Annotated in this window: 14 protein-coding genes and 1 pseudogene; 12 read left to right on the top strand and 3 right to left on the bottom strand. The window is 72.2% G+C overall.

All coding sequences use genetic code 11. From position 1 onward, the window contains the following. The first annotated feature begins 138 nt into the window (after positions 1-138). The 11 genes from CS0771_RS27950 to CS0771_RS27900 are packed head-to-tail and all read left to right on the top strand — an operon-like array spanning position 139 to position 12,706. A complete protein-coding gene (locus CS0771_RS27950) occupies positions 139-1,917 on the top strand; it encodes a BTAD domain-containing putative transcriptional regulator (RefSeq protein ID WP_212843781.1) in 1,779 nt (592 codons plus the stop codon). A gap of 36 nt (positions 1,918-1,953) precedes the next feature. Beyond that, a complete protein-coding gene (locus tag CS0771_RS27945; RefSeq protein ID WP_212843780.1) occupies positions 1,954-3,387 on the top strand; it encodes an AMP-binding protein in 1,434 nt (477 codons plus the stop codon). Further along, positions 3,384-3,602: a phosphopantetheine-binding protein gene (locus CS0771_RS27940; RefSeq protein WP_212843779.1), complete on the top strand. Its 219-nt coding sequence runs from the start codon at positions 3,384-3,386 to the stop codon at positions 3,600-3,602. Before CS0771_RS27945 ends, CS0771_RS27940 begins: the two co-directional genes overlap by 4 nt. Next, entirely contained in the window at positions 3,599-4,915 is a 1,317-nt protein-coding gene (locus tag CS0771_RS27935; RefSeq protein WP_212843778.1) for an NAD(P)/FAD-dependent oxidoreductase, read from the top strand. The genes CS0771_RS27940 and CS0771_RS27935 overlap by 4 nt, the downstream gene beginning before the upstream one ends. A gap of 27 nt (positions 4,916-4,942) precedes the next feature. Further along, positions 4,943-6,643: a class I adenylate-forming enzyme family protein gene (locus tag CS0771_RS27930; RefSeq protein ID WP_212843777.1), complete on the top strand. Its 1,701-nt coding sequence runs from the start codon at positions 4,943-4,945 to the stop codon at positions 6,641-6,643. Between the two features lie 2 nt (positions 6,644-6,645). Further along, the gene (locus tag CS0771_RS27925) at positions 6,646-7,698 is read left to right on the top strand and encodes a RimK family alpha-L-glutamate ligase (protein WP_212843776.1); all 1,053 of its coding nucleotides are present in this window, start codon (positions 6,646-6,648) and stop codon (positions 7,696-7,698) included. Then, positions 7,695-8,918, top strand: a complete 1,224-nt coding sequence (locus tag CS0771_RS27920) for an AMP-binding protein (RefSeq protein ID WP_212843775.1) — start codon at positions 7,695-7,697, stop codon at positions 8,916-8,918. The genes CS0771_RS27925 and CS0771_RS27920 overlap by 4 nt, the downstream gene beginning before the upstream one ends. After that, positions 8,915-10,204 (top strand): MFS transporter, encoded by a 1,290-nt coding sequence (locus CS0771_RS27915; protein WP_212843774.1) that lies wholly within the window; start codon positions 8,915-8,917, stop codon positions 10,202-10,204. The genes CS0771_RS27920 and CS0771_RS27915 overlap by 4 nt, the downstream gene beginning before the upstream one ends. After that, positions 10,201-11,049 (top strand): SDR family NAD(P)-dependent oxidoreductase, encoded by an 849-nt coding sequence (locus CS0771_RS27910; RefSeq protein ID WP_212843773.1) that lies wholly within the window; start codon positions 10,201-10,203, stop codon positions 11,047-11,049. Before CS0771_RS27915 ends, CS0771_RS27910 begins: the two co-directional genes overlap by 4 nt. Further along, positions 11,046-11,426: a hydroxyphenylacetyl-CoA thioesterase PaaI gene (gene paaI, locus CS0771_RS27905; protein ID WP_212843772.1), complete on the top strand. Its 381-nt coding sequence runs from the start codon at positions 11,046-11,048 to the stop codon at positions 11,424-11,426. The genes CS0771_RS27910 and paaI overlap by 4 nt, the downstream gene beginning before the upstream one ends. A gap of 20 nt (positions 11,427-11,446) precedes the next feature. Then, positions 11,447-12,706 carry a phenylacetate--CoA ligase family protein gene (locus tag CS0771_RS27900; protein ID WP_212843771.1) on the top strand — a complete coding sequence of 420 codons (1,260 nt, stop codon included), beginning with the start codon at positions 11,447-11,449 and terminating at the stop codon, positions 12,704-12,706. 246 nt (positions 12,707-12,952) lie between these two features. Here the strand turns inward: CS0771_RS27900 and CS0771_RS39515 are convergent. Continuing rightward, positions 12,953-13,066, bottom strand: a pseudogene (locus tag CS0771_RS39515) (DNA-binding response regulator); the annotation flags it as partial. Between the two features lie 192 nt (positions 13,067-13,258). Next, positions 13,259-14,662 (bottom strand): pectate lyase, encoded by a 1,404-nt coding sequence (locus CS0771_RS27890; protein ID WP_244871075.1) that lies wholly within the window; start codon positions 14,660-14,662, stop codon positions 13,259-13,261. 209 nt (positions 14,663-14,871) lie between these two features. On the opposite strand from CS0771_RS27890, the gene CS0771_RS27885 reads away from it, so the two are divergent. Further along, entirely contained in the window at positions 14,872-15,834 is a 963-nt protein-coding gene (locus CS0771_RS27885; protein ID WP_212843769.1) for a ketopantoate reductase family protein, read from the top strand. 40 nt (positions 15,835-15,874) lie between these two features. Here CS0771_RS27885 and CS0771_RS27880 read toward each other — a convergent pair whose 3' ends face one another. After that, on the bottom strand, positions 15,875-17,683 hold the full coding sequence (locus tag CS0771_RS27880; protein ID WP_212843768.1) for a discoidin domain-containing protein: 1,809 nt from the start codon (positions 17,681-17,683) through the stop codon (positions 15,875-15,877). Between the last annotated feature and the right edge of the window lie 111 nt (positions 17,684-17,794).

The raw sequence follows: 17,794 nt of genomic DNA, 5'->3' as shown, positions 1-17,794 counted from the left end.
GTCGGCTCAGGCGCAGCCGGTGACGAAACTCGGGCTGGTTCATCGATACATGACGTGGTTGGCTGATGCGGCCCGAGATGGCCGGACATCCGGCCTCACGGATCACATCGCAACGACGCGAACGGGACGGGTGGACAGATGCTGGAGGTCGATCTGCTGGGGCCGGTCGAGGTCCGAGTGCCGGGCGAGACCGTCGCGCTGTCGCCGCTGGAGCGCAACCTGGTCGTCATCCTCGCGCTCACCAAGGGCACGGTCGTCTCCACGACCAGGATCATCGACTGCCTGTGGGGCGAGCATCCTCCGGCGTCACCCAGGTCGCGGGTCCAGGGCCTGGTCTCCTCGCTGCGCCGCAAGGTGGGCGAGGCCCTGCTGACCCGGCATCCCGGCTACCTGCTCGATCCGGCGGCCTGCCTGGTGGACGCGGACCGGTCCCAGGAGCTGGCGCGGCAGGCGCGCCTGGCCGAGTCGCCCGGCGAGATCGCGCGCTGGCTCCGGGAGGCGCTGGCCGTGTGGCGCGGTGAGGCGCTGGACGGGGTCGATGCGCCCGGCGTCGAGGTGGACCGAGCGCGCCTGGGCGAGCTGCGGATCGCGCTGCTGGAGGAGCGGTTCGCCGCCGAACTGGACGCCGGCAACCATGCGGGGGTGGTCGGCGAGCTGGGTGCGGCGGTGGCCGCCCATCCGCTGCGGGAACGCCTGGCCGGGCAGCTGATGACAGCGCTGGACCGGTGCCACCGCCGGGCCGACGCGCTGCGGGCGTACCAGGCGCTGCAGGACCGGCTCGTCGAGGAGCTGGGCAGCGACCCGTGCGCGGAGCTGCGCAACCTGCATGCGTCCATCCTTCGCGAGGAGAACACCTACGCGCCGTCCGCGGCCGGGCCGCCACGGCGCGGCGACCTGATACCGGCCCAGCTTCCGCCGAGCGTCGGCCACTTCACCGGCCGGGCCCGGGAGCTGTCCGTCCTCACCCGAGCGGTGGAGACCGAGTGCGACGAACCGCAGGTGCTCTTCGTATCGGGCGCGGGCGGGCTCGGAAAGACCGCGCTGGTGGTGCGCTGGGCGCATCTGAGCGCCGCCCGTTTCCCCGGCGGCCAGATTTATCTGGACCTGCACGGTGCTCAGACGGTGCCGGAGGACGCGCTGGCGGCGGCGCTGGCGGCGCTCGGGACGCCGCCCGCCGAGGTGCCGCCGACGCTGGACGGCCGGGCGGCGCTGTACCGCACGCTGCTCAGCGGGCGGCAGATGCTGGTCATCGCCGATGACGCCGCCTCCGTGGAGCAGATCCTGCCGCTGATCCCCCCGCGGCCGTCGAGCTGCCTGGTGGCGATCAGCCGGTGGCGCCTGCCCGCGCTGGCGGCGCACCATGCGGTGCAGGCGCTGCCGATCGGCCCGCTCAGCGCGCAGGACGCCTACGACCTGCTGGCCCGAGTCGTGGGCGCCCAGCGCCTGGCCGATCGGGCGCTGGCCCGTGTGATCACGTGGTGTGGCGGCTGGCCGCTGGCGATCCGGTCGGTCGCCGCGCTGCTGGCGGCCCGGCCCGGCCAGTCCATCGCCTCCTTCGCCGACGAGCTCTGGCAGCAGGGTGACGGGTTCGTCCTCGACGGCGACCAGCGCAGCGTGCACACCGCCCTGGCCGGGGCGTACCGGATGCTCAGCCCGGCGGCCGCACACCTGTTCGTCCATCTGGGGCTGATCGACGAGCCGTCCTTCCGGCTGGGCAGGTCCGCCGCCGACGACCGGCTGAGCCAGATCCGGCGCCTGTTCGACGAGCTGGTCGCGGCCGACCTCATCGTCGAGGCCGGGTCGGACTGCTACCGGTTCCATGACGTGGTGCACCGCTTCGCCCGGCGCTGTGCCGAAGAACTGAACGCATGGCGGATCCCCATCGAATCTGTGGCGGATCTACAGCGGTCATTGTGACGATCGCCTCCTGATCCTGCGGGGTGGGAGGTGCACTTGAGTCTGATCGAGGCGTTCGCCGGCGTCGCCGCGGCGCATCCGGAGCGGCTCGCGATCGTCCACAACGGACGCGCGATCCGCTACGCGGATCTGGCGCAGGCCGTGTGGGCGGTGGCGGACCTGGTCGGGCCCAGCCCCGGCACCGTGGGCGTGCCGGCGACCCACTCGCCGGGCACGATCGCCACGATGCTGGGCGTATGGGCCGCCGGGGGGACCTACTGCCCGGTCGATCCGGCGTTTCCGGCCCAGCGGCGGCAGGCGATGCTCACCGCGGCCGGCTGCCGGACCGTGTTCGACCCCGCCGACGTGCCCTGGCACACCGCCGACACCCGCGCCTCGCACCGGCCGCTCGCCGTGATCGACGCTGAGCGGCCCGCGTACATCCTGTTCACCTCGGGCTCCACCGGGCAGCCCAAGCCGGTGGTCACCCCCAGGCGCGCGATCGCCACGACGATCGCCTCCCTGCGTGACCTCTTCGACCTCACGGTCGACGACCGGGTCCTGCAGTTCGCCTCGCTGAACTGGGACACCTGCTTCGAGGAGATCCTCCCGACGCTGACCGTCGGGGCCTGCCTGGTGATGAACGACGAAGCCCACACCGGATCGTTTCCCCGGTTCCTGCGGTCGGTCGAGCGCCAGCGGATCACGATCCTGGACCTGCCGACGGCGTTCTGGCACGAACTCGTGCACTACCTGGTGGAGGACCGCTTCGCGCTGCCGCCCGACCTGCGCCTGGTCATCATCGGGGGAGAGGCGGCCAGCCCGGCGCGGCTGGCCGACTGGGCCGCGCTGGACACCGCGCACATCAGGCTGCTCAACACGTACGGCTGCACCGAGACCACGCTCATCACGCACGCGGGCGACCTGCACGGACCGCGGGCCAAGGACCTGCCGGGCGCGCACACCCAGGTGCCGATCGGCTGGCCGCTGCCGCACGTCCTGCAGCACGTCAGCGAGCACGGCGAGCTGACCGTCGGCGGGCCCTGCCTGGCGCTGGGCTACCGCGGCCTGCCGGAGGCGACCGAGCAGCGTTTCATGACCGTCGGCGGGGTCCGGTTCTTCCGCACCGGCGACCGGGTGGAGGCCGAACCGGACGGCAGGCTGATCCACTACGGCAGGCTCGACCAGGAGATCAAGATCCGTGGTATCCGGGTCAACCCGGCCGAGGTCGAGACGCACCTGGCCGCCCATCCGTCGGTGGCGGCCGTCGCGGTGGCCGGGGTGACCGTCGCCGACCACGTGGCGCTCGCCGCGTTCGTGGTGCCACGGCCGCACGCCGACCCGGCCGCCCTGGAAGCCGAGCTGCGCGAGTTCCTGGACAGCCGGGTGCCCCGGCACCTCATACCCAGCCGGATGTCGATCGTCGAGGAACTTCACTACACGGCCAGCGGCAAGATCGACCGCGAATTCATGAGGAGGCACCTGTCATGAGCGTCCAGGGCGTCTCGGAGATCTTCGGCCGCGTACTGCGGGTCCGCGATGTCCGGGCCGAGTCCGACTTCTTCACACTGGGCGGTGACTCGCTGCTGGCCACTCGCGTTCTCAGTGCGGTGGCCCGCGACTACGGCGTTGAGCTGTCGTTCGACGACTTCGCCGCTGCGCCCACCCCGGCCGCGCTCGCCGAACGTATAGCGAGCCGGCGATGAGCCGGGTCGTCGTGGTCGGGGCCGGTCTGGCGGGCTTGACGGCCGCGACCGAGCTGAGCCTGGCCGGCGTCGAGGTGACCGTGCTCGAAGCGCGAGACCGCGTCGGCGGCCGCACGCACGGCATCGAGGTGGCACCGGGAGCGTGGATCGACGCCGGTGCCGCCTACCTCGGCGAGCGCCACACCGACCTGGCGAAGATGATCGCCGACCTCGGCCTGAAGACGGTGCGGACCACGATGGAGGGCCACAGCCGCTTCGTCCTCGGCCAGGGCGGGGTCACCCGCGAGGGACGGTTCCCGCCACTGAACGCGGTGGCCCTCGGCGACCTGTTCGACCGCCTCGACGAGCTGGTCGAGCGCGTGGACCGGGACGCGCCCTGGCGGTCGGACATCGCCGACGGCGAAACGGCCGCGACCTGGGCGCAGCGTTACCTGACCCATCCCGACGCCCTTGCCTTCTTCCCGCTGTTCCTCGGCGAGATGATGGCCGCCGACCCGGCCGACGTCTCCGTGCTGCACATGGCCTTCTACCTGAGCAGCGGCGGCGGCCTGGGCTACCTCAACGCGTTCGAGGGCGGAGCGCAGGACAGCCGGATCGACGGCGGAGCGCAGCAGCTGTGCCGGCGCCTGGCCGACGGCCTCGGCCCGGGGGCCGTCCACCTGAACACCCCGGTGCGCGCCATCGATCAGGACGGCCGCTCGGCGACGGTCCACTGCGCGGGCGCGAGCCACCCCTGCGACGCGGTCGTGGTGGCCGTGCCACCTGCGCTCGCCGACGAGATCCTGTTCCGCGACGCCGCGCCGGTGCGGCGCACGACCGCGCGAACGGCGCCGGGCCGTGCGGTGAAGGTGCATCTGGTCTACCCCGCGCCGCTGTGGCGGGAGCAGGGCCTGTCGGGCTGGTCGGTCAACGCGGCCGGGCCGCTGCTGTCGACGGTGGACGACACCCCCGCCTGCGGGCGGGCCGGCGTCCTGACCGGCTTCGTCACGGGACACGAGGCCACCCGGTATGCCGCGCTGCCGCCGGCCGAGCAGCGGCGCGAAGCCGTCGCCCAGGCGGCATCGGTCTTCCCCGGCCTGCCGGAGCCGGCCGGTTTCCACGTGAGCGACTGGGTCTCGGAGCGGTACAGCCGAGGCTGCTACGCGGCGCTGTTCGGGCCCGGCGACTGGCGGCAGCTCGGCCCGCACCTGACGGCCCCGCACGGACGCGTCCACTGGGCGGGCGCGGAGACGAGCACCGAGTACTTCGGGCTCATGGAGGGCGCGATCCGCTCCGGGCGCCGCGCCGCCGCCGAGATCCTCGCACCACGCTGACCCCTGCCCCTGGAAGAGGAGAACACTGTGAGCGACAACAGCCCCATCGCACCGCTGGCCGTCCGCGAGCGGTTCATGACCGAGCCGGGACTCGGCGCGGGCAATTTCCTCGAGTACGCCGCCGCGCTGAACCCCCACCGCGACGTCCCCTACGCCTTCACCCACCACACCGATCACCGGGGCGCCGTGGTGCTGCGCGGGCACAGCCTGCGTGACCTCGTCGCGATGCGGGACCGGTACGCCAAGTGGTACCACGCCAACGGCGTACGCCCGGGAGAGCCGGTCGCGATCGTCGTCGCGGACGGCCTGCAGCCGCTGGTGCACTTCATGGCGCTCAACGCGCTGGGCGCGATCCCGGCGCTGGTCAACGACGCGATGCGGATCGACGTGATGGTCCGCTACCTGAACCACGTGGGCGTGGTCGGTGTGGTCGCCGACGACACCACGCGGCTGCTCAGCGCCTACCGGCGCGACCCGCAGCAGCGCCCGCGCTTCATCGCGCTGGCCGCCGAGGTCGCGGCCTTCGACGCCGCGGCGGCGCCGCTGCCGGAGCAGTACCCGTACCGGCACGCCGACGACGACATCGTGGCGCTCATCCACTCCTCGGGCACCACCGGCACGCCGAAGTCGACGATGCTGGGCCACCGGTCGTTCTGGAACGGCAAGCAGCCCCGCATGGTCCGCTTCCCGGCGGAGCCGTACGACAGGCTGATGTCGCTCATGCCGCACACCCACGCCGGCGGCCTGAGCTACTTCCTCACCGCGACGCTGCTCGGGCTGCCGACGGTCATCATGGGCGACTGGCGGCGGGTCACGGTCGAGCCGGTGATGGAGGCGTTCCAGCCGACCATGCTCGCCTCCTTCCCGCGCACCTACGTCGAACTGGCCACCGGCGACCTGCCCGTCAAGGGCGCGGCCAGGGTGCACTCGTGGTTCAACACCGCCGACGCCGCCCACTACGGGCACATCCGGCGCCTGGTGACCCTCGGCCAGCGCCCGGCCGGGCTGATCAAACCGTGGCTGCTGCCGTCCGAGGCGGCCGACGAGCAGCCGCTGCCGGGGTCCCGGTACATCGACGGGCTGGGCTCGTCGGAGATGGGCATGGCCCTGTTCGGCGGGTTGTTCACCCCCGAGACGCCGCGCAACGACCGGTGCGTCGGCAGGCCGACCGAGGTCTGCACCGCCGCGGTGCTCGACGAGGACGGCAACGAGGTCCCCGACGGGACCGCCGGGCTGCTGGCGGTGAAGTCGCCGTCGCTGACCCCCGGCTACTGGAACGCCGACCGGCTGACCGAGAGCTTCCAGCTCGACGGCTGGTGGCTCACCGGCGACGTGGCACGCCGGAACGCGGACGGTGACTTCTACCATCTCGACCGCACCGTCGACGTCATCGACACCGCCTCGGGACCGGTCTACAGCCTCGAACTGGAGGAGGTCCTGCTGGCCGACTGCGCCGACATCGTCCGCGACGGCGTGGTGGTGGGCGTGACGGCCCGCGACGGCATCGCGCAGGAGCCGATCGCGGTCGTGCAGCTGCAGGCGGACGCGCCGGAGCGGGCGCCCGAGGCGATCCTCGAACGCGCCAACAAGGAGCTGTCGGGCCGCGGACTGCACCCGCTGGCCGCCGTCACCATCGCCGCCACCGCGGAGGACTACCCGCTGGGACCGACCGGCAAGGTGCTCAAGCGGGAGCTGCGCACCAAGTTCTCCTCGCTGCTGCGGGGATGACCATGAGCACCCCCACCTCCGGGTACGACCGGGACGGCACGCTGCGCCGCCTGTGCTGGGTCTTCCCCGACCGGGAGTCGACCAAGGCGCAGGCCGCGTGGCACCCGTTCTTCTGGGACGCCTACGCGCAGGTCGCCGACGAACTCGGGCTGACCTGGTGCCGGCACGCGGCCGACGCCGTCACCGTCGACGGACTGGACAGCGGCAGCCCCCGGGTGTTCCACGAGGGCGAGCAGGTCAGCCCTGCGGACACCCTGTTCATCACGGCGCTGTACTCACTGCCGTACCAGTCGATGGACATCTTCAACCAGTACGCCCTCTACGCGGTCCTCGAACAGCTCGGCTTCTACCTGCCGTTCCCGCCGGGGCTGTCGCCCATCGCCAACGACAAGCTGGCCACCCTGCTCTACTTCGCCGGCTCGCCGATCCCGCCGATCCCCACCGTCCGGATCGGCACCGGCCGCGACACCGGCAAGTACGGCTACGAGGTCGCGCTGGAGAAGCTGACCTACCCGGCGATCGTGAAACCGGCGGGCTGGTGCGGCGGCGGCGGGGTCAACCTGGCCCGCAGCGCCGAGGACATCCGCGGCCTGGCGACGCTGGCGCAGGGCGGCGACACCACCCTGGTGATCCAGCCCTACCTCGGTGACGGCACCGTCGACTACCGGGTCTACGTCATCGACGGCCAGGCGTATCCCTACGTGCTGCGGCGTACCCCCGAGGCGGGCTCGCCCGTCTCCAACGCCAGCCGCGGCGGCGTGATGGACTTCCCGCCCGTGCCGCCGGAGCTGGCCGAGGCGACCGCGTACTTCGCCCGCAGGCTGCCGATCCCGTTCTTCTGCATCGACTTCCTGCACGACGGCGAGCGCTTCTGGTTCTCCGAACTGGAGCCCGACGGCGTGATCGCACCGGACTTCGACGACCCTGACCGGACGCTGCAACACGACATGATCCGCGCACGCTTCACGGCATACCGCGCGGGGCACCGGCGGTGGCTGGCGTCCGGCGGCGCGCTCTCCTTCAACCCGGCGAACCTCGGAAAGGCGACCTCATGACCTCCTTCTCGCTGGCGCCGCCGGCCGCCGAGCCACGCCTGCCCGTCGCCCAGCGCTCGCTGGCGCTGCTGAAGACGGTGCCCGCCCTGGCGCCGCGCTACGCCGGACACGACAAGCTGCTCACCCTCGACGACGTGGCCGCCGTGCCGCCGCTGCGCAAGGACGACCTCAACGTCGCCCTGGCCCACCTGCGGCCGAAAGCGCAGCAGGGCGCCACGTGGCTGTTCCAGAGCGGGGGCAGCACCGGAGCGCCGAAGGTCGGGTACGCGCCCACCGGCTTCTACATGCAGGGCGTGTGGGATCACTGGAAAGCCCTCGACCGCGACGACGTGTTCGTCAACGCCTGGGGCGCGGGCCGGATGTGGGGTGCCCACTTCCTCGCCGCCGCTTACGCCGACCTGGCCGGTTCGCAGGTCATCGCGCTGGGCTCGGTGACCGCCGACGAGTACGCCGACTGGCTGTCGTTCTTCGACGCGCGCCAGGTGACCGCGATCGGCGGCACGCCCAGCGTCCTGCGCCTGTGGTTCGCCAACGCCCGTTCGGCCGGCCGCAAGCTGCCCCACCTGCGCAAGGTGCTGTGGCTCGGCGAAGCCTGGCACAGCGCACTGGACGAGGACATCGCCGAGGTGGCCCCCCACGCACAGCGCTGGGGGATGTTCGGCAGCACCGAGACCTGGGTCGTCGGGACCAACTCGCCGCGGTGCCCGGCCGACTCCTTCCACACCCTGCCCGAGCAGCTGGTCCACGTCGGCGACGACGAGCTGCTCGACTTCACCACGCTCAATCCGGAGATGCTCAACCCGGTGCTGCGCTACCAGACCGGCGACGCCGGTGAGTTCGCCGACTGCCCCTGCGGCGGCGGCCGCGTGATGCGGGTCCTGGGCCGTCGCGACAGCGTCGTCCAGGTACGCGGGCTGGGCCTGCACGTCGACGACGTCATCGCCCGGGCTGAGCGGGAGCCCGGCGTGTCGCGGGCGCAGGTCGTCATCACCGAGCAGCGCGGCCGGGCGGCCACCGTGGAGCTGCTGCTGCTGGCCGCCGGCGGCTTCGGCGAGCAGGGGGCCCAGCGGCTGCGCCAGGACCTGCTCGCGTCGACGTTCACCCTCAGCACCGCGTTCCTGCACGATCCGCAGTCGTTCCAGGTGCGGATCACCGACTCGCTGATCACCAATGAGCGCACCGGCAAGACCGCCGGCTTCGTCCTGCGGGAACAGCAGTGAGGCTGCCGCAGGCGCTGGGACGCCAGTTCAACCTGTTCTGGGCCGGGCACGCCGTCAGCACCGTCGGCGACCGGATCACGACCCTCGTGGTGCCCGCCGTCATGATCTTCGCGCTGCAGTCGTCGGCCTTCGAGGTCGGCGTCGTGGCGATGGCGCAGTATCTGGGCATCCCGCTGATCGGGCCGATCGCCGGCGTCCTCGTCGACCGCTGGGACAAGCGGCTGACCATGATCGCGTGCGATCTCATCCGCCTCGCCGCGATCGCCGCCATCCCGGTGGCGTACTGGCTCGGCGTGCTGTCCACGCCGCTGCTGTTCCTCTGCGTCGCGGCCATCAGCGGCGCGACGATCTTCTTCAACGTCGGCGCCCTCGTGGCCGTGCCCGCGGCCATGGAGCAGGAGCAGCTCGTCCGGGCCTATTCCCGGCTGGAGGGGACGCGCTCGGTGTCCGAGGTGGCCGGACCGTCGATCGCCGCAGGGCTCTACAGCGCCCTCGGCGTCGCCGCGCTGCTCGTCGACGCCGCCAGCTACCTGGTCTCGGCGACCTGCTTCCGCTACATGCGGCCGTGGGGCGTCAGGACGACGCAGGAAGGGTCGGTGTGGTCGCGGCTGACGCTGGGCTTCCGCCTCAACTGGGCTGACCCCGTCCTGCGCCGGGTCTGCCTCGCGGCGATCACGCTGAACTCGGGCGGCCCCGTCTTCGTCACCGTGCTGCCGATCCTGGCCTACCAGGGGCTCGGGATGTCGGTCGCGGCGTTCGGCGCGGCCATGTCCGTCGCCGCGGTGGGGGCGCTGCTGGGCGCCGTCGTCGCGCCGAAGGTGGCCGGCAGACTGGGCGCGGGGCGGACCCTGGCCTGGGCCCTGCTACTGCACTGCCTGGTCGGACTCGGGGTCCTCACCACCCCGGCGCTGCCGCCCGGCCCGGTGATCGCCGTGACGATGAGCTGCTACGGCTTCTTCATGTCCTGCATCAACGTCTGCAGCGCCCCGATCCGCCAGTCCCGCATGAGCGCCGCGCACCAGGGCACCATGCACGCCGCGTTCCGGACCCTGACCTGGGGCGTCATCCCGCTGGCCGCGCTGGTCGGCGGCCTGTCGGTCAGCGTGCTCACCGCGCCCCTGGGCGTGCTCGACGCGGCACGGTGGACGATGGCCGGCGGCACGATCCTGGCGGCGTTCTCCTTCCTCTGGGCGATCGGTGTCCAGCAGCTGCTGGACCAGGCCGACCGCGATCGTGCGGCCGCGGCGGCCGAGCCGGTGGCCGAGCTGGCGGAGAGCGCGTCGTGAAGACGGTCCTCATCACCGGCACCTCGTCGGGTATCGGCCTGGCCACCGCGGTCGCCGCCGCCCGAGCCGGGTACACCGTCATCGCCACCATGCGCGAACCCGCCCGCGCGCAGCCCCTGCTGGAGGCCGCCGACACGGCCGGGGTCACGGTCGAGGTGCACCGCCTCGACGTCACCGACGCCGACTCCATCGCCGGGTGCGTCGACGCGGTGGTCCAGCGGCACGGGCGGCTCGACGCGGTGGTCAACAACGCCGGCATCTCCAACTTCGACCCGACGATGGAGATGTCCACCATGGACGACCTGCGCGCCAACATGGAGGTGAACTTCTTCGGCGTCATCGCGCTCAGCCGCGTCGCGATGCCGCTGCTGCGGGCCGCCGGTGGCCGCCTGGTGACCATCGGCAGCGTCCACGGCGTCGTGGGACAGCCCTTCAACGAGGCCTACTGCGCGGCCAAGTTCGCCGTCGAGGGCTTCATGGAGAGCCTGGCGCCCGTCGCCGCCGCCCACGGCGTCAGGGTCTCTGTCATCGTGCCCGGATTCGTGCTCGGCACCCGCTTCGGCGTGTTCCCCGACATCAACCGCAGGACCATCCAGGCCGCCTCCGGTGCGTACGCGCCGACGTTCGCGGCGTACTTCGACTGGGTGGTCAGCCAGGGCTGGGCGGCAGCCGGGCAGGAGGCACCCGAGGTGGCCGAGACCGTGGTGCGCACCCTGACCGCCGAAGATCCGCCGTTTCGCGTGGCGACCAGCGCCTGGGCCGACGGCTACCTCCGCGAGAAGCTCGCCGACCGCACCGGCGAGCGCATCCAGACCCTGGCCCGCACCTGGATCGGGGCCGCATGACCGCCGTCGTGGACCCGACCTGCGAAGCCCTCGGCATCGAGCTGGAACAGGTGGGCGCCGGCCGGGCGAGGCTGCGCATGCCGGCCACCGCCCAGATGGCCAACCTGCACGGCACCGTGCACGGCGGTTACCTGTTCCTGCTCGCCGACGCCGCCTTCGCGTACGCCTGCAACAGCCAGGGCGCCCTGGCGGTCGCGCACAGCGCGCAGATCTCGTTCCTGCGGGCCGCCGCTGTCGGCGACCAGCTCGTCGCCGAGGCGGTGCAGGTCGAGCGGCACGGCCGCAGCGGTGTCTACGACGTGACCGTCACCCGCCATACCGGGGAGGTCATCGCCGTCTTCCGTGGCAACACCATCTTCTTCGCCACCTCCAGCTGAGCAGCCCGAAGGGGAACACCATGCCGGCCAAATCCCTCGCCGACCTCGTGAACTTCGCCCGCCGCAACTCGCCGTTCTACGCCGAGCTCTACCGCGACGTGCCGCCGACCGTCACCCACCTCACGCAGCTGCCGATCGTGGACCAGTCGGCGTTCTGGGCGGCCAACCGCTGGCCGGACAACAGGCTGCTGACGGGGCCGCTGACGGATGCGGGCGTGTACAAGTCCGGTGGCACGACCGGCGCGCCCAAGTTCTCGCCGTGGACGCGCACCGAGCACGCCGACTCGCTGACGGCGTTCGGCGCCGGCATGGTCCAGGCCGGCCTGCGCCCGGGGCACCGGGTGGCGAACCTGTTCCGGGCCGGTGAACTCTACGGCGGCTTCCTCTACATCGAGGGCGCGCTGCACCACGCGCCGGTCGACAACGTGCGGCTGCCCGTCGGTGGAGCGCCGAACGAGTACATCGTCCAGCTCATCGAGGACTTCGGGGTCGATGTGATCGCCAGCGAGCCGATGAAGCTGGCGTCGCTGGCCGAGCACATCGTGCGGAGCCGATACTCGGCCGAGGGCATCGAGCTGGTCCTCTTCGCCGGCGACATCCTCTTCAACGACCTGCGGCCGCTGCTGTCCCGGGCGTTTCCCAAGGCGGCCGTCGCCTCCCTCGGCTACGCGTCGGTCGACGCCGGTCTCGTCGGCGGCCCCGTGCCGGGCGAGGACGTGCGGGTACACGAAGCGTTCCCCCACCGGACGCTGGTGGAGATCGTCGACGACGCGACCGGCGAGCCGATCACCGAGCCCGGGGTGGCCGGCCGGGTCCTCGTCACGAACCTCTTCCGCACGCTGATGCCCATCATCCGGTACCCGGCGGGAGACCGCGCCGAGTGGGTGGATCCGCAGCGGCAGCGCTTCCGCCTGATGGGCCGCTCCGGCGAGGGCGCCCGGCTCGGGGCGGTGTCCATGCCCACCGAGGACATCCGGGAGGTGCTCATCTCGGCCGACCCTGACCGGATCATCACCGGGATGCAGCTGGTCATGCGCCGCTGGGACGGCAGGAACGGCCTCGTCCTCCGGCTGGCGAGCCTGGACGGTCCGCCCGCCGGGCTGACCGAGCGCCTGATCGAAGCCGTCTACGCGGCCCGCCCGCTGTATCCGGCCGAGGCCGAGGCCGGTGCCATCCACCACCTCCGGGTGGAGTGGGTGGCCCGCGACGGGCTGGTGACCAACCCGCGCACCGGCAAGCTCGTCCAGGTCGTCGACGAGCGCCCGTTGTCGGATGCATAGCCGGGTATCGGCAGGCCCGGCCTTTTCGGCGGGTGATTCCGCAGGATGCGCCCGGTCCCGTGGTGTGGCGGCACCCCCTGCCGACCGGTGCCTGGCACGCGCCGCCGGTATCGAGGCGGCGGGCGTGCCTGGATCAGGAACCGGGCCGCACCACGGGACCGGGCGATGCGGGGCGGGTGGGTGCGACACCCGCCCCACCCTCAACAGCGCCATCCGGCCCGGCCGTGTCACACCTCTCGCCGGCAGTCAGCGCGAAGGCTGCACCAGGCCGAGCTCGTACGCGGTGATCACGAGCTGGATGCGGTCGCGGGCGCCGAGCTTGGCCAGCAGGCGGGCCACGTGCGCCTTCGCGGTCGCCAAGATCGTCCGACTTGCCTGGCAGATGTACGTATCTTGGGCGCTCATTCGCCCAGTTGCCTGGCAAGTCGGGCGGCGCCGCGGGCTGTGCCGTCGGCGGCGAGCGGCGGGAAAGCGATGTGGACCCTGGACGGCAGGAGGCTCCGCTCCCCGCTGGTGGTCGGGGAGCGGAGCCTGGTCTGGTGAGCTGGGCTCTTACTGGTACGTGATGTCGCTCGGGGAGTAGAAGCAGTTCACGCCGTCCGCGCCGCTGCCGACGTGGGTCGGCTCGCTGCCCTTGGGCACCCCGTGGTACTTGTCGCAGATCACGATGCTCGGATCGCTGATCACCGTGATCCGGGTGAACCGGGCCGTGTCACCCCAGTTGATGTTGATGCCGGCGATCGAGTCGCCGTCGGTGACCCGCACGTTGTCGATGACCACGTGCCGCTGGTACGACGAGCTGCAGTTGCCGCAGGCGCGGTACAGCTTGCCGAAGTCCTCGGCGTAGAACCCGCTGATGTGCACGGTGCCGGGCCCGTTGTGCTGGAAGATCTTGTCCGAGGCCTTCCGGGCGCCGCCGCCGATCACGTAGTAGTCCGAACCGCCGAGGAACGTCGCCGCGTCCTCGCCGACGTCCTCCCACCAGACGTTCTGGATGGTGCAGTTGCCGAGGCAGTGGATGCCGTCACCGGCCGGGGCGCCGAGGATCACGTTCTTGATGGTCGCGCCGGGCGCCAGCTCGAAGACCGGGTCCTGGCTCTCGCCCTGCCCACCGTCGCCGATGCAGCAGTAGCGCTTCATGCCGCCGTCGAAGACGCCGCTGACCTGGATCGTGCCGTTGTCGACCGGCGCGCTGCCCGAGGGCGTGGGCCAGCCGGTGGGCGGCGGGCTCACCGAGGGCGAGGGTCCGGGGGTACGCGACGCCGACGGGCGCGGGCTCGCCGATGCCGACGTGGTCGGGGCCGGGGTGGTCGGGGTCGGCGTGCCGCCGGTGACCACGGCGACGTCGTCGAACGAGGCGCTGCTGTATGCCGTCTGCAGGCCGATCCGGCCGTTGCCGATCGCGGAGCTGGTCGCGCTCGCGATCACGGCGCCGTCGACCAGGCCCCGGATGGTGCTGCCCGAGGTCTCGATGCCGAGGGTGTACCAGGTGCCGGCGGACACGGTCCGGGTGACCGAGCCCAGCACGGTGACGGTGCTGCCGTTGACCGCCTGCAACTGCACCGAGTTGCCGGGCCGCAGCGCGAGGCGGTAGTAGACGGTGGCGCCGGTGGAGCGGGCCAGCAGGCCGACGTGCCCGCCGGAGCCGAGGCTCAGCGGCTTGACCCGGGCGGTGACCGAGTAGTCGGTCCAGCCGGTCGACCCGGCGAACTGCCGGGCGTTGTCGGTGCTGGTCTTGGTCTGGGTCAGCACGCGGCTGCCGTCGGTGCCGACCGTCCATTCACCGCCCGACTTGGACCAGCCGTCGGTGTTGCCGTCCTCGAACGTGTCGCTGAAGACCGTGGCGGCGAACGCGTTCTGGCTGAGCACGACGGCGCCGAAGGTGAGGGCCAGGGCGAGGCCCGCGATCGCGATCAGCGGCCACGAGCGTGGCCGGGGTAAGGAGTGGACGCCCACAGGGTGCCTCCAGGGGTGGGATGGACCATGCCGTTGGGCGACGGCACGGGCAACCAGGCCGTCCGCGTAGGGCGCGTGGACGACCTGGGGGTCTGCGCTTGGAAAGCGCTTCCCCGAGTGCTGACCGTAGACCCCGGCGCGGGCTCAGTCAACCGTGTGTCTCGATGCGACGGAGGTGGATGCCCGGTGCCGGGCGGTACCTTGGCCGGATGCGTTTCATCGTCCACGGCGCCGGGGCCGTCGGCGGCGTGCTCGGCGCCCACCTGCACCTGTCCGGGCATCCCGTCGTGCTGGTAGCCCGCGGCGCGCACCTGTCCGCGATCCGCGAGCGCGGCCTGACCCTGGAGACCGGCACGGGCGCCCGCACCATGCACGTCCCGGCCGTGGCCGGGCCCGCCGGGATCGAGTGGCGCGACGGCGACGTGGTGCTGCTCGCCGTCAAGAGCCAGGACACCCGGGCCGCGCTCGCGGACCTGGCCGCCTGCGCCCCGCCGGGCACGCCCGTCGTCAGCCTGCAGAACGGCGTCGACAACGAGCGACAGGCGCTGCGCGTGTTCGAGCACGTCTACGGCGTGTGCGTCATGTCGCCGACCACCCACCTCACCGCGGGCGTGGTGCGCGCGGACTGCCACCCGGTGCCCGGCCTGCTCGACATCGGCCGCTACCCGTCCGGGACGGACCCGCTCGCCGAGCGGGTCGCCGCGGCGTTCCGCGACGCGGGCTACCGCAGCGAGCCGCGCCCGGACATCATGCGGTGGAAGTACGGCAAGCTGCTGCGCAACGTCGGCAACGCGGTCGACGCGGTGTGCGGCCGGGCCGAGCGCACCAAGGAGATCTTCCAGCGGGTACGCCTGGAGGCCGAGGCGGTGCTGGACGCGGCAGGGATCGCGTACACCCCGGCCGACGAGGACGACGAGCGGCGGTCCGACATCCTCAAGGTCGTCACCGACGGCTCACGCGGCGGCGGCTCGTCCTGGCAGAGCCTGCACCGGGGCACCGGGCACATCGAGGCCGACTACCTCAGCGGGGAGATCGTGCTGGTCGCACGGCTGCACGGGATGCCCGCGCCGTACAACGAGAACGCCCGCCGGTGGGCCGAGCGCTTCGCCCGCGAGGGCCGCCGCCCCGGCACCCTCGACCCGGCGGAGTGGCTGTCGACCCTGCCCGCCTGAGCGGGGCGGGGCGCGGCGGTGTGCCGCGCCCCGCTGCACGTCACCAGCCGACGGCCACCAGCAGCCACTGCGGGTTGCCGTGGGAGATGAACGAGGACTGGTCGGCGTAGTCGTCGTACGGGAACCCGTACGCCAGCTTGCCGATCGCGTTGTCGTGCCAGAACTTCGAGTAGTAGTTCGCCGGCGCGGCCTGGTAGTACAGGCTCGGCGTGGACCACTGCGACTGCGGCAGGTGCGCCACGTGCCGGTTGAGCGCCGAGCACATCGCCGGGTCGTTGGCCAGCACGCCCGCGCATCCGGTGATGTCCGACGTGCTCGCGGTCACCCCGACCGACGCGGCGTAGGTGCTCAGGTAGTTCGCGTACTGGCCGCCGGCCCGGAACGCGGGGTCGCTGCCCGGCGTCGGGATCCGGTACGGCGCCTGCACCTGGCCGAGGTGCTTGAACTCGGCCGGCATCGCGTTGACGAAGCGCTGGAACGTCACCGCCCGGTCCTCGGCGAACGTGGCGTAGTCCTCACCGACCGCCGCGTCGTAGCCGTCGCGCGCGTGCAGGCGTATGGCCAGCTTGAGCCCGAACGCGTCGACCCGCGTGGTGTTGCCGTTGAACACCCCTGCGCCGACCGTGAACTCGATGAAGTCCCAGTACTGGCCGGTGGGCGAGCCGAGGTGGAAGTACATGCGCCCGGCCGTGTTCGCCGGCATGTCGAAGTACGGCTGCTCGGCGATGGACCTGGTGACGCCGTTGTAGCTCCAGTAGACCTGGCTGTCGGGGTAGCGCCCGTTGGTCCGGTTGAGGATCTTGAGCATGACCACGTTCTGCGCGGGCGGGATGGTGCTGGTGTCGCCCCAGAAGCCGCCCGGATCGGGGTTGGGCGAGGGTGAACTGCTCGGCGGCACCGGGCTCGGGCTGGTCGCGCCGCTGCCCAGCCGGACCGCGAACTCGAACAGCGAGTAGCCGTAGGCGGTGTTGCGGGCGGTGCCGTTCATCCGGACGTAGCGGCCGTTGCCGGTGACGTTGAGCGTCTGGGTGCCGCCGGTGCCGGTCGTGGTCGAGTAGATGTTCGTCCACGGGCCGGTGGCGCTGTTGGACACCTGCAGCGCGAACGCGCGGGCCGAGGCGGTCTCCCAGGTCAGCACGACCTGGCAGACCGGCTGCGCGGTGCCCAGGTCGACCTGGATCCACTGCGGGTCGCTGAACGCGCTGGACCAGCGGGTGCCCGGGTTGCCGTCGAAGGCGGCCGCCGCGCCCATGGTGGCGCTTTCGGCCGACGACGCCGTCGCGGGGCGGTTCAGCGCGGCGTTGGCCGTGCCGCAGCCGCCGGTGCCGCCGATGACGCCGTACACGCTGAACTCCCACAGCGAGTAGCCGTAGGCGGTGTTGCGCGCGGTGCCGTACATCCGTACATACCGGCCGGTGCCGCTGACGGTCAGGGTCTGCACCCCGCCGGTGCTGGTGGTGGTGCTGTAGACGGTGGTCCACGGCCCGGCGGCGCTGCCCGCGACCTGGATCTGGAAGGCGCGCGCCGAGGCGGCCTCCCAGTTGAGCACGATCTGGCTGATGGCGGCGGTCGCGCACAGGTCGACCTGGATCCACTGCGGGTCGCCGAAGGCGCTGGACCAGCGGGTGCCCGGGTTGCCGTCGAACGCCAGCGACGGGGCGGTGCCCCCGTTCTCGCTGGACGACGCGGAGGCGCCGCAGTTCGGCGTGATCAGCGGGTCGGCGGCCTGCGCGCCGGATCCGCTGAGCGTGACGACGTAGCCGGCGAGCAGCAGCACCATGGCCGCTGCGACGGCGAGGAGGTGGGCGGGACCGCGGGTGCGAGCCACGGACCGCACGAGGGTAGGCATGAAGACTCCCTGTCGGACGGATGGGAAGGCGCGGCGCGGGGGGCTGATCCACGTCGCGGTGGTGCAGAGAGCGCTCTCCCGCCGAGATTCGTCGGTTGCCGGGCTCCTGTC

It is taken from the genome of Catellatospora sp. IY07-71 (assembly GCF_018326265.1).
Taxonomy (GTDB): domain Bacteria; phylum Actinomycetota; class Actinomycetes; order Mycobacteriales; family Micromonosporaceae; genus Catellatospora.
The sequence above is the reverse complement of the archived record's forward strand: the minus strand, read 5'-3'. Positions and strand labels throughout refer to the sequence as shown.

What these genes read in the sequence shown, in the direction of transcription:
- CS0771_RS27950 (WP_212843781.1), top strand. Translation starts at nt 139, where the DNA reads ATGCTGGAGGTCGATCTGCTGGGGCCGGTCGAGGTCCGAGTGCCGGGC.
- CS0771_RS27940 (WP_212843779.1), top strand. Translation starts at nt 3,384, where the DNA reads ATGAGCGTCCAGGGCGTCTCGGAGATCTTCGGCCGCGTACTGCGGGTC.
- CS0771_RS27935 (WP_212843778.1), top strand. Translation starts at nt 3,599, where the DNA reads ATGAGCCGGGTCGTCGTGGTCGGGGCCGGTCTGGCGGGCTTGACGGCC.
- CS0771_RS27925 (WP_212843776.1), top strand. Translation starts at nt 6,646, where the DNA reads ATGAGCACCCCCACCTCCGGGTACGACCGGGACGGCACGCTGCGCCGC.
- CS0771_RS27920 (WP_212843775.1), top strand. Translation starts at nt 7,695, where the DNA reads ATGACCTCCTTCTCGCTGGCGCCGCCGGCCGCCGAGCCACGCCTGCCC.
- paaI (WP_212843772.1), top strand. Translation starts at nt 11,046, where the DNA reads ATGACCGCCGTCGTGGACCCGACCTGCGAAGCCCTCGGCATCGAGCTG.
- CS0771_RS27900 (WP_212843771.1), top strand. Translation starts at nt 11,447, where the DNA reads ATGCCGGCCAAATCCCTCGCCGACCTCGTGAACTTCGCCCGCCGCAAC.
- CS0771_RS27885 (WP_212843769.1), top strand. Translation starts at nt 14,872, where the DNA reads ATGCGTTTCATCGTCCACGGCGCCGGGGCCGTCGGCGGCGTGCTCGGC.
- CS0771_RS27880 (WP_212843768.1), bottom strand. Translation starts at nt 17,683, where the DNA reads ATGCCTACCCTCGTGCGGTCCGTGGCTCGCACCCGCGGTCCCGCCCAC.